Here is a 13,957-nt window from a genome sequence, read left to right as displayed (position 1 = left end):
AACCTCGCCGACCTCGCGGGCTTCGTCGGCCGCGGGGACGCCGCCGGCCGAGCGGGCGTCGTCGGCCGCGGGGACGCCGTCGGCGGGCTCGGGGTCGAGGGGAAGGGTCTCGTCGTGCGCGGTCGGCGCCGGCTCTCCGCGATCGAGGGGAACGGTCTCGTCGTCGGTCGAGGGGTCGCGCGGCTCGTCGTCGACGGGCGGGGCACCCCACGGCTCGGAAGTGTGATCCTGGGGAGCGGCGTCGGGGTTCGCCGCGTTCTGGGCGGCGAGGATGTCATCGAGATACTGCTCTCGTTCCTCGTCCGTCGTGAACTCGATACGGCCATCGGAGCCGAAGCGGCCCGGCCGGTGAGCGGAAAAGGACATTCGCACAGGGTACGACGCGATTCCTGCCGTCTGCTGAGCGGGGCCTGAGGCCCCGCCCGCGCCCCGACCCCGCCCGCGCCCGCGCCCGCGGCGCACCCCGCCCCGCCGAGATCACACGGTTTGCGCGAGATGACCCGCTATGGCGACGAATCCCGCGTGACCTCGGCGAACACGGGTCGTTTCGCCGCCGCAGCGGCCCGTGGCACGCACGACGGAAGCGGGCCGGGAGGGGACCCGGCCCGCTTCCGTCGTGCGTCAGACCAGGCGCTTCTTCGGCGAGACCTCGTACGTGTTCTCGGGGTCGGAGAACACTTCGTCGCCGAGCGCCTCGTCGATGGCGGCGAGGGTGTCGGCATCCAGGGTCACGCCCGAGGCCTTCACGGTGTCGGCGAGCTGCTCGGGACGCGAGGCGCCGACGAGCGCGGCGGCGATGTTGGGATTCTGCAGAACCCACGCGATCGCCAGCTGCGGCATGGCGAGCCCGGCCTCATCGGCGATGGGCTTGAGCCGCTGAACGGCCTCGAGCGTCTCGTCGCGCAGGAAGCGCTTGATGAAGGTGGCGCCGCTCTTCTCGTCGGTCGCGCGCGAGCCCTCGGGCACGGGCTGGCCGGGGAGGTACTTGCCGCTCAGCACGCCCTGCGCCATGGGCGACCAGACGATCTGCGAGATGCCGAGCTCTTCGCTCGTCGGTACGACCTTGCCCTCGATCACACGCCACAGCATGGAGTACTGCGGCTGGTTCGAGATGAGCTGGATGCCGAGCTGCTTCGCCAGGGCGTGGCCCTCGCGCAGCTGTTCGGCGGTCCACTCGGATACGCCGATGTAGAGCGCCTTGCCCTGCCGCACGACGTCGGCGAAGGCCTGGAAGGTCTCTTCGAGCGGCGTCTCGTAGTCGAAGCGGTGCGCCTGGTAGAGGTCGACGTAGTCGGTGCCGAGGCGCTTCAGCGAGCCGTTGATGGAGTCCATGATGTGCTTGCGGCTGAGCCCGGTGTCGTTCGGACCCCCGGGACCGGTGGGGAAATAGACCTTCGTGAAGATCTCGAGCGATTCGCGACGCTGGCCCTCGAGGGCCTTGCCGAGCACCGTCTCGGCCGCCGTGTTGGCGTAGGTGTCGGCGGTGTCGAACGTGGTGATGCCCGCGTCGAGCGCGGCATGCACGGTCTTGATCGCGGCGTCGTCACCGACCTGCGACCCGTGCGTCACCCAGTTGCCGAGGGTGATCTCCGAGATCTTGAATCCACTGTTTCCGAGGTAGCGATAACCGACCATGTCTCCACGCTAGACCCGGCCACCGACACCGGGGCCGCGGCATCCGTGCTCCCCCTCGCATAAACGCTTTCCGCTCGCGAAAACGCGAGGAGAGCGCGTTTATGGGCGCCGAAAGCGTGTATGCGTGGGGAACGGCGCGGGGCCGCCCTCCCGGTGGATACGCGGCGCGGCGTCACGCGTCCTTCCGGATCCACCGGAACGTCACGCGCACCAGCGCGAGCCCGACCACCAGCCACAGCCCCGTCACGAGCAGGATCAGCGGGTGGTCCCACGACCCGGAGGGCTCTGCGGCGGCGAAGCCCTCGGGCAGGAACACCGATCGGAAACCCTGAGCGAGCCACTTGAGCGGGAAGACACTCGCGATGTTCTGCAGCCACTCCGGAAGCGCCGCGAAATTGATGTACACGCCCGAGATGAACTGCAGCAGCAGCACGATGGGGATGACGACGCCCGTGGCGCTGCGACCGGTACGCGGCAACGCCGAGAGGCCGATGCCGAGGATCGCGCACGTGGTCACGCCCAGCAGGAACACCCACGCGAAGGTGAGCCAGCGCTCCGGCTCCGTGGGCAGCGGAACGCCGAAGAACACCGCGGCGACGACGATGAGCAGCACGGACTGCAGCAGGCCGGTCACCAGCACCTGCCCGAGCTTGCCGATGAAGTACGACACGGGGCTCAGTGGCGTGCCGCCCAGGCGCTTGAGCGTGCCGTCGCTGCGCTCCATCGCGATGTCGATCGACATGTTCTGCAGCCCCGACAGCAGCACGCCGGCGGCGAGCATCGCGGGGAGGTAGAACTGCGCGGCATCCACTTCGTCACCCGGCGGGCCGAAGGTCTGGGCGTCGAAGGCCACCGCGAAGATGAGCAGGATCATCACGGGGAACAGGAACGTGAAGAACACCGAGTCGCCCTGGCGGAAGTACGAGCGCACCTCGAACGCGATGCGTGCGGCCCCCAGCCGCAGCACGCGGCTCACGCGACGCCTCCCGCAGCGGCTGTGCGTCGCGCCTCGTCACCCAGGAACGAGAGGTAGACGTCTTCGAGGCTGGGCCGCACGACCTCGAGCCGCTCCGGCTCGCCCAGTCGGGCGAACAGCGCCGCGACGACCGCACCGGGATCGTCGGTGCGGTCCTCGTGCACCTCCCCGCCCTCGCGCCACCGCACGATCGGCACGCGCGCCTCGGGACCGCCGAGGTCGTCGATCCGGCCGACGGATGCCACCTCCCCGGCGACGATGATCGCCGCACGTTCCGCGAGCTCCGCGGCCTCGTCGAGGTAGTGGGTGGTCAAAAGGATCGTGGTGCCCTCACTCTGCAGGCTCCGGATGAGGTTCCAGAACTGCCGACGCACCTCGGGGTCGAAACCGGTCGTGGGTTCGTCGAGGAACAGCAGCTCCGGGCGCCCGATGATGCCCAGCGCCACGTCGACGCGGCGGCGCTGGCCGCCCGAGAGCTTGCGCACGCTGACCTTGGCCTTCTCGCTGAGTCCCACGGATGCGATCACCTCGTCGACGTCGCGCGGGCGCGGGTAGAACGAGGCGAAGTGCGCCAGCAGCTCCCGCACCGTCGCGGTGGGCGCCTCGCCCGTGTTCTGCAGCACGATGCCCAGCCGCGCCTTCCAGTCGAGCCCGCCGCGGTGCGGGTCGACACCGAGCACGCTCACCTCGCCGCTCGTGCGGTCGCGATAGCCCTCGAGGATCTCGATGACCGTGCTCTTGCCCGCGCCGTTGGGTCCGAGCACCGCGAACGTCTCTCCGCGCCGGATGTCGAAGGTGACTCCGCGCAGCGCCTCGACCCCGCCGCGATAGGTCTTGCGCAGGTTCTCGACCCGCACGACGGATTCGCTCATGTGCTCAGTCTGGTGGGCGCGGGGCACCGACCGACACGGCGGACCGGTGAATCCGGCATCCATCCTCCGCGAACCCGCTCAGCCGAGGCACCCCCGGCGCATAAACGCGATCCGCGCGCATAAACGCGTCGTCACCGTGTTTCCGCGCGCGAATCGCGTTTATGCGTCCGGTGGCCGAGCGCACGTCGGCGGAGCGCCGGCGCCGACGCGCACGGCAGCGCGCGCGGGGCCGACGGCGCGGGGCCGACGGCGCGGCGTCAGCCGACCGGCGTCGCCTCGGCGGCGGCCTCGTCTTCTTCGGTCGCGACGAGCTGGCCGCAGGCCCCGTCGATCTCCTTGCCGCGGGTGTCGCGGAGGGTCGTCGGGATGCCGGCGTCGTTCAGGCGTCGCACGAACTCGTTCTGCACGGGCACCTCGGATGCCGTCCAGATCGACCCCGGCGTCGGGTTCAGCGGGATGGGGTTCACGTGCACCCAGCCCCGGCCGCGGGCGTTCAGCTTCTCGGCGAGGAGATCAGCGCGCCAGGCGTGGTCGTTCATGTCTTTGATCAGGGCGTATTCGATCGACACGCGGCGCCCGGTCTTGTCGAAGTAGGAGCGGGCGGCATCCAGGGCCTCGTCGACCTTCCACTTCGAGTTCACGGGGATGAGCTCGTCGCGAAGGTGGTCGTCGGGGGCGTGCAGCGACAGCGCGAAGGTCACCGGGATGTCTTCGTCGGCGAGCTTCTTGATCGCCGGGACGAGCCCGACCGTCGACACCGTGATGCCGCGCGCGCTCATGCCGAGCCCGTGCTCCTTGTCGACCATGACGCGCACGGCCTGCATGACGCGGGCGTAGTTCGCGAGCGGCTCGCCCATGCCCATGAAGACGATGTTCGAGACGCGATCGAGCGAGTGGTCGGAGCTCTTCTTGCCGCCGAGGCCGCCGGCGGCGATGAGGGCGTTGGCGCGCACGATCTGCTCGATGATCTCGGCCGCCGACATGTTGCGCGTGAGGCCCGCCTGTCCGGTCGCGCAGAAGGGGCAGTTCATGCCGCAGCCGGCCTGGCTCGACACGCACAACGTGATGCGGCCGGGGTAACGCATGAGCACCGACTCGACGAGAGCGCCGTCGTGCAGCTTCCAGAGGAACTTGATCGTGTCGCCGCGGTCGGTCTCGAGCCGGCGCACCTCCGTGAGCAGCGGCGGGAGCATGCCCGCGACCAGGTCGTCACGGCTGGATGCCGGCAGATCGGTCATGTCGGCGGGGTCGGAGGTGTAGTGCGTGAAGTAGTGCTTCTCGAGCTGCTTCGCGCGGAAGCCCGGCAGGCCCAGCTCCTTCAGCTTCGCCACACGTTCGTCGTGCGTGAGGTCGGCGAGGTGCACGGGCGGCTTGCCGCGCTTGGGGCTGGCGAACTGCAGCAGCGGACGACCAGTCTCGTCCTTGGCCTGCTGCCATCCCTCGGTCTTCGGGCGCACCTGGCGGATGCCGGTGTCTTTCGGACGCGTCTCGCGGACGGCGGTGTCGCTCGGCGCCCCCGCGGGGCGCGCCTGCCGGGGCGTGGTGGTGCGCACGGGGGGCTGATCAGTCATGGATTCAAGGGTACCGGGCGCTCCTGCGCCGCGGCTGGGCGCGGCCGCGCGGACACGGCGCAGGAAATAGCGCGCCCGCGACGAATGACAGGGCCGGATCCCGCGGGTGCGCAACGCCCACGCCCCGCCACGTCCTGCGGCACGTCGGATGCGACCCCGCCGGCCGGCTCCCCGCAACGGCGGTCCCGTGCCGTCCGCAACGGCATCCACCTCGACGACGACCGCATCGCCTCCCTCAACGACCACCTCGTGCAGGTCGGCGAGGCGCTGGAAGACGGCGTGGACGTGCTCGGGTACACCTCGTGGGGCTGCATCGACATCGTCAGCGCCAGCACCGCCCAGCTGAGCAAGCGATACGGTTTCATCTACGTCGACCGCAACGACGACGGCTCCGGAACGCTGGATCGCTACCGGAAGAAGTCGTTCGGCTGGTACGCCGACGTCATCCGATCCAACGGCGCGTCGCTCACGCGCTGATCCCCCACCGAAACCGGATCGGCCTCGGGCCCCCCACGGCCCGGGGCCGATCCTCTTCTGGAGTGCACATGACCCGCATCGCCTTCGTCGACGTCGACGGCACGATCCTCGAGCACGGATCGGTGATCGCCGACTCGACCGGGCCGGCGATCCGCCGCGCGCGCGAGAACGGGCACCTCGTGTGGCTGAGCACGGGCCGCTCGGCGGGCGACATCCATCCCGACGTGCTGGCGATCGGCTTCGACGGCGCGATCACCAACGGCGGCGCCTACGCCACCCGCGGCGACGAGCTGGTGCTGGAGCACCCGATGCCCCGCGCCGACGTCGAAGAACTGGAACGCTACTTCCAGGCCCACGGCATCCACTACTTCCTGCAGACGCACGACGGGGTGTTCGCCAGCCCCGGCATGGGGCCCGTGATGACGCAGTACCGGCGCGAGCGGCACGCGCGCCGTGCCGCGGAGCTCGAGGCCGAGGGCCTGCCGCCCGAGCAGCCCCTCTGGCGCGAACCGCGACCGATCGCCGACGTCGACCGCGACGTGGTCGCCAAGGCCGTGTTCGTCAGCCCGTCCGCCGACACCGTGGCCCACGCCGCCGAGGCCCTCGGCGCCGGCTTCCACGTCATCCCGGGCTCGATCCCCCTGCCCGGCGGCTCGAACGGCGAGATCGGGCAGGCCGGGGTCACCAAGGGCTCGGCCATCACCGAGGTGCTCGCGTTGCTCGGCCTGTCGGCGGCGGATGCCGTCGGCATCGGCGACAGCTGGAACGACGTCGAGATGTTCGAGGTCGTCGGCAGCCCGGTCGCCATGGGCAACGCCGTCCCCGAACTGCAGCGTCTCGCCGGCCGGGTCACCACCGCCGTGCTCGACGACGGCGTGCACAACGCCTTCGTCGAACTGGGCCTGATCTGAGCCCGGGCGGCCCTCGCCCTCACGCATAAACGCCGTTCGCGCGCAGAAACGCGTGCGCAGCGCGTTTCTGTGCGCCGATCGCGTTTATGCATGGAGGGGCGGGGGCCACGCACGCCGTGTGCGCCCGGGAGCGGACGAGCGACCGAGCGGGTCGCGGCCGCCGAGACGCGGCAGGTCAGTCGAGGAAGATGTCGGGGTACATCGCCGCGTCGGGAGTGCCGGGAACGGCGGCGTACCGCGCGAAATCCGTCACACCCGCACCCTCGAGCACGTCCTCGACGATCAGCGTGCGCCCGGTCAGCTCGCGCGACGGCGCGCACAGCACCTCGTACGCGGCATCCGCGTAGATCTCGGGCGTGCGCGAGACGGCCATGAGCCGGTCGCCGCCGATGACGTTCTTCACCGCGGCGGTCGCGATCGTCGTGCGCGGCCAGAGGGTGTTCGCCGCGATCCCGTCGCCGGCGAATTCCTCGGCGATGCCCAGCGTCGCCATGGTCATGCCGAACTTCGCGAGGCTGTACCCGGTGTGGGCGCCGAGCCATCTCGGCGTCACATTGAGGGGCGGCGAGAGCGAGAGGATGTGCGGGTTCGCCGCGTCGCGAAGCTGCGGCACGGCCGCCCGCGAGAGCAGGAACGTGCCGCGCACGTTCACGTCCTGCATCAGGTCGTACTTCTTCGTCGCGAGCTCGAGGGAGCCCGACAGGTCGATGACGCTGGCGTTGTTGACGACGATGTCGATGCCACCGAACTCCCCCACCGTGCGCAGCACCGCCTCGGTGATCGACGCCTCGTCGCGCACGTCGCCGACGATCGGCAGGGCTCGTCCGCCCGCGGCGCGGATCGCCTCGGCCGCGGTGTGCACGGTGCCCTCGAGCTTCGGATGCGGGGTGTCGGTCTTGGCCAGGAGCGCGATGTTCGCCCCGTCGCGCGCCGCGCGCAGCGCGATCGCCAGACCGATCCCGCGGCTGCCGCCCGACATCAGGACGGTCTTGCCGGCCAGCGGAGCGGCGGAAGAAGACGACGTGGTCATGAGCGTCCTTTCGCGGAGGCGGCGGCGAACGCGGCGACGCGCGCTCTCGCCTCGGGTGTGTCGAAGGCGGCGCCGATGGTCCGGGCCTCGTCGGCGAGGTTCTCGGCGAAGGTCCGCCCGGCGCCGACGCGAACCAGCCGCGTGGCCTGACCGAACGCGGCGGTCGCCCCCTCCAGCCAGAACCGGGCGATCTCCTCGACCCGCGCCGCCAGGTCACCGGATGCCACGACCTCGGCGACGAGCCCCCAGTCCCGAGCCTCCGCGGCATCCAGCATGCGGTCCTGCAGCAGCAGCTGCAGGGCACGCCGCTGCCCGATGGCCGCGGGGAGCAGCGTCGACACCCCGAGGTCGGGGGTCAGGCCGATGTTGGCGTACCGGCTGACGAACCGGGCGTTCTCGCTCGCGACGACGTAGTCGGCGGTCAGCATGAGACCGAGTCCACCACCGGCGACGGCGCCCTGGACGGCGGCGACCATCGGCAACGGCGCCTCGACGAAGGTGCGGATGCCGTCGTGAATCGCCTCGGCGGTCGCGGTCACGTCGGCGCCGGAGGATCTGCTCGTCGACATCGCGACCACGTCGCCGCCGGCGCAGAACGCGGGGCCGCCTGCATCCAGGATCACCGCCCCGACCGAGGGATCGGACGTGACCTCGTGCGCCACCTCGCGCCAGCGGCGCGCCATCGGGAAGTCCATCGCGTTGAGCGAGGCGGGCCGGTCGAAGGTGACGCGGGCCAGGCCGTCGCCGATGTGCAGCAGGATGCCGTCGGTCATTTCGGCGCCATCCGGATCGCGCCGTCGAGGCGGATGGTCTCGCCGTTGAGGTAGCCGTTGTCGACGATCGAGAGCACGAGACGCGCGTATTCGTCGGGGGCGCCGAGCCGCGAGGGGTAGGGCACCTGCTGACCGAGCGAGTCCTGCGCGGCCTGCGGGAGGCCCTTGAGCATCGGGGTCTCCATGATCCCCGGTGCCACGGTGACCACCCGGATGCCGTGGCGGGCGAGCTCGCGCGCGATGGGCAGCGTCATCGCGTGCACCCCGCCCTTGCTCGCCGCGTACGCGGGCTGGCCGATCTGCCCGTCGAACGCCGCGACGCTCGCCGTGTTGACGATGACGCCGCGGTCTCCCTCGGCGGTCGGCGCGGTCCGGGCGATCACGGCCGAGGTCTGGGCGACGACGTTGAACGTGCCGACGAGGTTGACGCGCACGACGCGCTCGAAGTCGGCGAGCGCGGTGGGGGCGCCGTCGCGGTCGAGCACCTTCGCGGGAGGAGCGATGCCGGCGCAGTTCACCACGACGCGCAGCGGTCCGGCCTCGGCGGCGAGGGCCGCGGCGGCGGCGATCTGCTCGGCATCCGTCACATCGGCGCCGGCGAACGAGCCGCCCAGCTCGGCCGCGATCTCGGCCCCCGCCGACGACGGCAGGTCGACGATCGTGACGTGCGCTCCGGCGCCGGCCAGGCGCCGGGCGGTGGCGAGTCCGAGCCCCGAGGCACCCCCGGTGACGAGGGCGGATGCTCCCGCGATATCCATGCCTTCTCCTTCGAAGATGAAACCCGGTTCCACCCTAGTCGAGACTCAGGATCGCCCGAAGCTTCGTCGATGGCGCCAGACGGGACCGGTCTGCGTGCGGACCGCCGCCGTCGAGGCGCCGTCGACGAGCAGGATGACGTCTTCCGACTTCCATCCGTACTCGGCCCTCAACCGGTCGCCCACCGTCGCCAGCGGGTCGGGCAGCGTCGACTCGACGCCCCGCGGCACGTCGACCGCGCCGGGGTCGAGGTCGCGCGCGGCCTCCCGCAGCTGCGTCACCAGCTCGTGCACGCGGTCGGTGCCGTAGGCGGTCACGGCGAGGTCCCAGTCGCCGACCACCACGGCCACGCCGTGCGGGCACGCCACCTCGGGGGCACTCGCGTGGGGCCCGAAGCGGAGGCGCACCACCGCCGCACCGACGAGCACGACCGCGACCGCGCCGAGCACCGTGGCCGGCGCGTACGAGAACCACGTGCGGTACAGGGGCGACTCCCATCCCGCGATGACGCCCACCGCCACCCGCGCGACGCAGTACGCGGCGAAGGCGATGTCGACCACGGCGATGAGCCGCATCGCGCCGAACGGCTCGACGTTCGAGCGCAGGGCCACCCACGCGCACGCCGCGCAGGCCAGTGCGAGGGCGAGCGCCTTGACCACGAGCGAGCCGGGCAGCGGCACCGTCGCGCTCGCGATCGCGACCGCGAGGGCCCCGGCGACGACGCCGAGCGATGTGCGCCGTGCGCGTCGGCCGTCGAGAACGCTCACGGCGACCAGCAGCAGAGCGGGGGCGAGCACCATCGACACGTCGCCGAGCACGAGGGTCAGGATGCCGCCGCCCGCCGTGTAGATGAAGTACATGGCGCTCGAGCCGACCGCCGCCACCCCCGCGACCGCGGCGAAACGCAGGAACAGCGTCAGGCGTCCGGGCATGCCGACGCGGGGCAGCGCGATGAAGAGCACGACCGCCGCGACGGCCACGGTCACCGCCAACAACCCCACCGCCATGTTCATGGCACCTCCCCTCCGCTCATTCTGCCCCGCCGACGCCGGTGCCCTCGACGACGCGGGAGGAGCATCGGAATGGCCGCCGCCCTCCCCGGCTACTGCGGCGTCGCCGGACCCCGCAGGCCCCCGCGGACTCGTAGGCTCCTACGGTGAGCGAACCCGTTCCGCATCGAGGGTGTCGCCGTCGACGACCCCCGCGCCGTCCGGCTACGCGGCATCCTGGACGACGACCTCGACGAGCGTTACCGCGGGGCCGACGCCGACGACTCCCCCGAGATCGCCGCGAAGCGCGCCGCGGCCCTGGCCGTGCATCCCGAGCAGATCGTCGCGACCCTCATCGCGGTGGATGCCGACGACACCCCGCTCGGGCACGTGATGCTGCGCCGCCTCGACGGGGAATGGGAGCTCAAACGCCTCATCGTGGTCGAGGCCGCACGTCGACGCGGCGTGGGCCGTGCGCTCACCGCCGAGGTCGTGCACCTCGCGCGCCGCGGCGGCGCGCACCGGGTGATCCTGCAGAGCGGTCGGATGCAGCCCGAATCGCTGCGCATGTACGCCGCCTCGGGCTTCACGCCGATTCCCGTCTATGAGCCGTACATCGAGACGATGCCGCGCTCGCTGTGCTTCGAGTACGTGTTCTGAGCCGAGCGGGGCTCCGCTCGATCTCCGGCGCACGCGCCGGCCGCACGGCCGCCCCTCCTCGGGCGCGCGGAACACGCCCCTCCATCCGACGGACATCGGCGTGTTCCGGACGCTCACGGGAGGGGTCACGTCCCCACCACCCGGAACGCCCCCGACGCCACCGCCGCCCCCAGGGCCGCGGCGATGAGCGCGAGCGCACCGACGAGGGCGACGGCATCCCGGGCCGACAGCGTCGACGGGCGCGACCACGTGCGCGGGATGTCGGCTCCGAACCCGCGGGCCTCCATCGCCGTCGCCAGGGTCGTGCCGCGGCGCACCGCGAAGACGAGCAGCACGAAGGCCATCGACAGGAACCGTCGCACCGCACCCCGGTCGCCGAGGCCGCGGGCGCGGCGGGCGAGGCTCATGGTGCGCCAGTCGTCGACGAAGAGACCCACGGTGCGCGCCCCCGCGAGCACGCCGAGCACGAACCGGCTCGGGAGCTTCGCGACCTGGGCGAGGGCGTCGGCGAGTTCGGTGGGGTCGGTGCGTGAGAAGAGCAGGATCATCGGCAGGGCCAGCGCGAGCACGCGCAAGAGCACCGCGAGCGAGAGCGAGATCGAGGCGTCGCTGACGGTGGCGAACAGGAAGGTGCCGTAGACGGTCCCGCCCGGCCGCGCGTACAGCAGCATGCTGAGCGCGGCGACCGGCGCGAACGCGAGCACCGGCAGCATCCGCGCCAGCACGACCCGGTAGCGGAGCCCCGTCAGCGGGACCGCGAGCATCTCGAGCGCCAGCGCCGTCGCCGCGCTCACGGCGTCGATCGACACGAGCAGGGGGACCGCCAGCACGATCACGATCGCGACCTTGGCGACCGGGTTCACGCCGTCGAGCCAGGCGGCTGCGCGCGACGGTGAGGCCACGACCGCACTCACGCCGCGCCTGCGCCCGCGACGGCCGCGGCGAGATCGAGCTCGATGCGGTGCTGACCGAGGTGCCGCACGACGTCGGCGTCATGGGTGACCGCGATCACCGTGCGCCCGCGCGCGATCTCGCGCTGGAGGAGGCCGACGAGCTCGCCCCAGCCTCGACGGTCCTGCCCGAACGTGGGCTCGTCGAGCACGATCACCTCGGGCGATGCGGCGAGCACCGTCGCCACCGACAGGCGCCTCTTCTGACCGCCCGACAGCGTGAAGGGGTTGGCGAGGGCGAGGGATGCCAGATCCAGCCGTTCGAGCAGTTCATCGACGATCGCGTCGACCCGGGCCGCCGGCATCCGCAGGGCCCGCGGTCCGACGGCGAGCTCGTCGCGCAGGGTCGGGGCGAGGAACTGGTGCTCGGGTTCTTGGAACACGGTGCCGATGCGCGTGAGCAGCTCCGTGGAGCGCCAGCGCGAGGGCCGGCGCACCCCGCGGGTCGCGAGCGCGGCGTCGGCGACGACCTCGCCCGACACCTCCGGCAGCAGCCCCGCGAGGGTCAGCGCGAGCGTCGACTTGCCGGCGCCGTTTGGTCCGGTCACCACCGTCCCGGCTCCACGAAGCACCCCGAGGTCGAGACCAGATGCCACCACGGTGCGCTTGTCGCGACCGATCGTGAGCCCGCGGGCTGCGAGCACGGCATCCGTGGTCGCCGGCGGCGGGGCCAACGGGAGATCGACGGGACGCCCGGGCACCCACACCCCGGCCGCGGCGAGCGCGTCGCCGTGCGCGGCGAACACGCGATCGGGAGGGCCGTCCGCGAGCACCCCGCCGCCGGGGGCGAGCACGACGACGCGCGTCATGAGGTCGGCCCACACCGCGGTGCGGTGCTCGATGAGTACGAGGGTGGTGCCCTCGCGCGCGACGACCGACTCCACGGCGGCACGCACCTCGGCGACGCCGACGGGGTCGAGGTTGGCGGTCGGCTCGTCGAGCAGCAGCAGACCGGGCCGCATGGCGAGCACGCCCGCGAGAGCGAGCCGCTGCTTCTGCCCGCCCGAGAGCGCCTTGGTCGCCCGGTCGAACGGCACCGCGAGACCCACGGATGCCACGGCTTCGGCGACGCGCGCGGGGATGTCGGCGGCCGGCACCCCGAGGTTCTCGCAGCCGAAGGCGACGTCGTCGCCCACTCTGGACAGCACGATGCCGGCCTCGGGGTCTTGCAGGACGAGTCCGATGCGCCCGCGCTGGGTCTGCGGATCCTGTCCGTCGACGAGGATGCGGCCGGTGGCCTCGCCCTCGTCGCTCCCTCCGAGCAGCCCCGCGAGACCGGCGAGCAGTGTCGACTTCCCCGCCCCCGAGGCCCCCAGGAGCAGCACCCGCTCGCCGGGCTCGATCGTCAGGTCGACGTCACGCGTGGCGGGGAGCTTGCGACCGGCGTAGCGCCACCCCCAGCCCTCGACGTCGACGCGCGCGGGGCCCGGCATCAGACGTCGCGGCGCGCTTCCCGCCCGGCGGCGAAGCGGCTGAGCGCCCCGGTCGCGGCGAGAGCGCGCACGAGCAGCCAGCCGACGAGACCGGCCAGCAGCGCACCCGAGACGATGAGCGAGCCGAGGTAGATGAGGTTGAACTCCACCGTCTTGGCGATGTTGGGCGAGCTGCCGACGAAGAGCTCATTGACCCACGCGCCGATGCCGGCGCCGACGCCCGCGAGCATCGCGACCGGGAGCGTGAAGCGCAGGTACAGGAAGGCGAGGAAGATCAGCTCGGCGCCCAGACCCTGCGCGAGACCCGAGACGACGGTGCTGATGCCCCACACGTTGCCGATGAGGGCGGAGACGATCGCCGCGATCACCTCGACGAGCAGCGCCGCACCCGGCTTGCGGATGATCAGCCCGCCCACGACGCCGCCGAGCAGCCAGATCCCCACGGCGATGCCGCCCAGACCGGGGGTCAGTCCGTCCATCGCGGCGAACCAGAGCCCGCCGACCGTGTTCCAGCCCCAGAAGACGAGGCCGATCGCGACGCCGAGGACGGCGGCGACGACGATGTCGACGACCCGCCAGCGGAAGCGGTTCGCGGGGGCTCCGGTGCCGTTGACGGCTCCGGCCGTGCGCGCAGACGTCGACGTGTGCATTTCTCTCCTCCCTGCGCCGGCATGATCCGGGTCAGGTTCGACGGTCGAAGCGTGGATTCGCTTCCTCTCAGCCCGGCTCACCGGACTCCCGTGGGTTGTGCTGACGAGTATAGACAGACGACCGGGGTAGCGTGGGCGGGTGAACGAGCAGACCCCGGCCCCGCAGCGCGCGCCGGAGGGTCTGGTGCCGTCACCGTCCGAGACACCGGATGCCGTGCCCTCGGCGGATGCCACCACGCCGGGCACGACGCCGGGCACGACGCCGCCCGCGGAA

13 protein-coding genes, 2 pseudogenes and 1 riboswitch are annotated in these 13,957 nt (G+C 71.9%); of the genes and pseudogenes, 3 read left to right on the top strand and 12 right to left on the bottom strand.

The window, feature by feature from the left end:
- The 5 genes and pseudogenes from ACK4LS_RS13740 to rlmN form a co-directional block, all read right to left on the bottom strand.
- Window positions 1–366 (bottom strand): annotated as a pseudogene (locus tag ACK4LS_RS13740) (DUF4407 domain-containing protein); the annotation flags it as partial.
- A 255-nt stretch (window positions 367–621) separates the two neighbouring features.
- Window positions 622–1,635 carry an aldo/keto reductase family protein gene (locus ACK4LS_RS13735; RefSeq protein ID WP_409718325.1) on the bottom strand — a complete coding sequence of 338 codons (1,014 nt, stop codon included), beginning with the start codon at window positions 1,633–1,635 and terminating at the stop codon, window positions 622–624.
- Window positions 1,636–1,807: 172 nt separating this feature from the next.
- Window positions 1,808–2,611: an ABC transporter permease gene (locus ACK4LS_RS13730; RefSeq protein ID WP_409718322.1), complete on the bottom strand. Its 804-nt coding sequence runs from the start codon at window positions 2,609–2,611 to the stop codon at window positions 1,808–1,810.
- Window positions 2,608–3,483 (bottom strand): ABC transporter ATP-binding protein, encoded by an 876-nt coding sequence (locus tag ACK4LS_RS13725; protein ID WP_409718319.1) that lies wholly within the window; start codon window positions 3,481–3,483, stop codon window positions 2,608–2,610. The genes ACK4LS_RS13730 and ACK4LS_RS13725 overlap by 4 nt, the downstream gene beginning before the upstream one ends.
- Before the next feature lie 257 nt (window positions 3,484–3,740).
- Complete coding sequence (gene rlmN, locus ACK4LS_RS13720; RefSeq protein WP_409718316.1) at window positions 3,741–5,054, bottom strand: 23S rRNA (adenine(2503)-C(2))-methyltransferase RlmN; 1,314 nt, start codon at window positions 5,052–5,054, stop codon at window positions 3,741–3,743.
- A gap of 210 nt (window positions 5,055–5,264) precedes the next feature.
- On the opposite strand from rlmN, the pseudogene ACK4LS_RS13715 reads away from it, so the two are divergent.
- Window positions 5,265–5,531 (top strand): annotated as a pseudogene (locus tag ACK4LS_RS13715) (family 1 glycosylhydrolase); the annotation flags it as partial.
- 68 nt (window positions 5,532–5,599) lie between these two features.
- A complete protein-coding gene (locus ACK4LS_RS13710) occupies window positions 5,600–6,442 on the top strand; it encodes a Cof-type HAD-IIB family hydrolase (RefSeq protein WP_409718313.1) in 843 nt (280 codons plus the stop codon).
- A gap of 175 nt (window positions 6,443–6,617) precedes the next feature.
- On the opposite strand, the gene ACK4LS_RS13705 is transcribed toward ACK4LS_RS13710, so the two are convergent.
- The 4 genes from ACK4LS_RS13705 to ACK4LS_RS13690 are packed head-to-tail and all read right to left on the bottom strand — an operon-like array spanning window position 6,618 to window position 10,014.
- Complete coding sequence (locus tag ACK4LS_RS13705) at window positions 6,618–7,472, bottom strand: SDR family oxidoreductase (protein ID WP_409718310.1); 855 nt, start codon at window positions 7,470–7,472, stop codon at window positions 6,618–6,620.
- Window positions 7,469–8,245 carry an enoyl-CoA hydratase/isomerase family protein gene (locus ACK4LS_RS13700; protein WP_409718307.1) on the bottom strand — a complete coding sequence of 259 codons (777 nt, stop codon included), beginning with the start codon at window positions 8,243–8,245 and terminating at the stop codon, window positions 7,469–7,471. Before ACK4LS_RS13700 ends, ACK4LS_RS13705 begins: the two co-directional genes overlap by 4 nt.
- On the bottom strand, window positions 8,242–9,003 hold the full coding sequence (locus ACK4LS_RS13695) for an SDR family NAD(P)-dependent oxidoreductase (RefSeq protein ID WP_409718304.1): 762 nt from the start codon (window positions 9,001–9,003) through the stop codon (window positions 8,242–8,244). The genes ACK4LS_RS13700 and ACK4LS_RS13695 overlap by 4 nt, the downstream gene beginning before the upstream one ends.
- A 45-nt stretch (window positions 9,004–9,048) precedes the next feature.
- A complete protein-coding gene (locus ACK4LS_RS13690) occupies window positions 9,049–10,014 on the bottom strand; it encodes a hypothetical protein (RefSeq protein ID WP_409718301.1) in 966 nt (321 codons plus the stop codon).
- A 300-nt stretch (window positions 10,015–10,314) separates the two neighbouring features.
- Between ACK4LS_RS13690 and ACK4LS_RS13685 the strand changes: the two genes are divergently transcribed.
- Window positions 10,315–10,650: a GNAT family N-acetyltransferase gene (locus ACK4LS_RS13685; protein ID WP_409718299.1), complete on the top strand. Its 336-nt coding sequence runs from the start codon at window positions 10,315–10,317 to the stop codon at window positions 10,648–10,650.
- Window positions 10,651–10,775: 125 nt separating this feature from the next.
- Here the strand turns inward: ACK4LS_RS13685 and ACK4LS_RS13680 are convergent, their stop codons facing one another.
- The 3 genes from ACK4LS_RS13680 to ACK4LS_RS13670 all read right to left on the bottom strand — a co-directional run bounded on the left by ACK4LS_RS13680 (window position 10,776) and on the right by ACK4LS_RS13670 (window position 13,683).
- Complete coding sequence (locus ACK4LS_RS13680) at window positions 10,776–11,552, bottom strand: energy-coupling factor transporter transmembrane component T family protein (protein WP_409718297.1); 777 nt, start codon at window positions 11,550–11,552, stop codon at window positions 10,776–10,778.
- Window positions 11,553–11,560: 8 nt separating this feature from the next.
- Window positions 11,561–13,033: an ABC transporter ATP-binding protein gene (locus tag ACK4LS_RS13675; protein WP_409718294.1), complete on the bottom strand. Its 1,473-nt coding sequence runs from the start codon at window positions 13,031–13,033 to the stop codon at window positions 11,561–11,563.
- Window positions 13,033–13,683 carry an ECF transporter S component gene (locus tag ACK4LS_RS13670; protein ID WP_409718291.1) on the bottom strand — a complete coding sequence of 217 codons (651 nt, stop codon included), beginning with the start codon at window positions 13,681–13,683 and terminating at the stop codon, window positions 13,033–13,035. Before ACK4LS_RS13670 ends, ACK4LS_RS13675 begins: the two co-directional genes overlap by 1 nt.
- Window positions 13,675–13,785, bottom strand: a riboswitch (TPP riboswitch). Its footprint overlaps the gene before it by 9 nt.
- Between the last annotated feature and the right edge of the window lie 172 nt (window positions 13,786–13,957).

This window comes from Microbacterium sp., assembly GCF_046295495.1.
In the GTDB taxonomy this organism is placed as follows: Bacteria; Actinomycetota; Actinomycetes; order Actinomycetales; family Microbacteriaceae; genus Microbacterium.
Note: the sequence above shows the minus strand (reverse complement) of the source record. Positions and strands in the feature narration are given on the sequence as shown.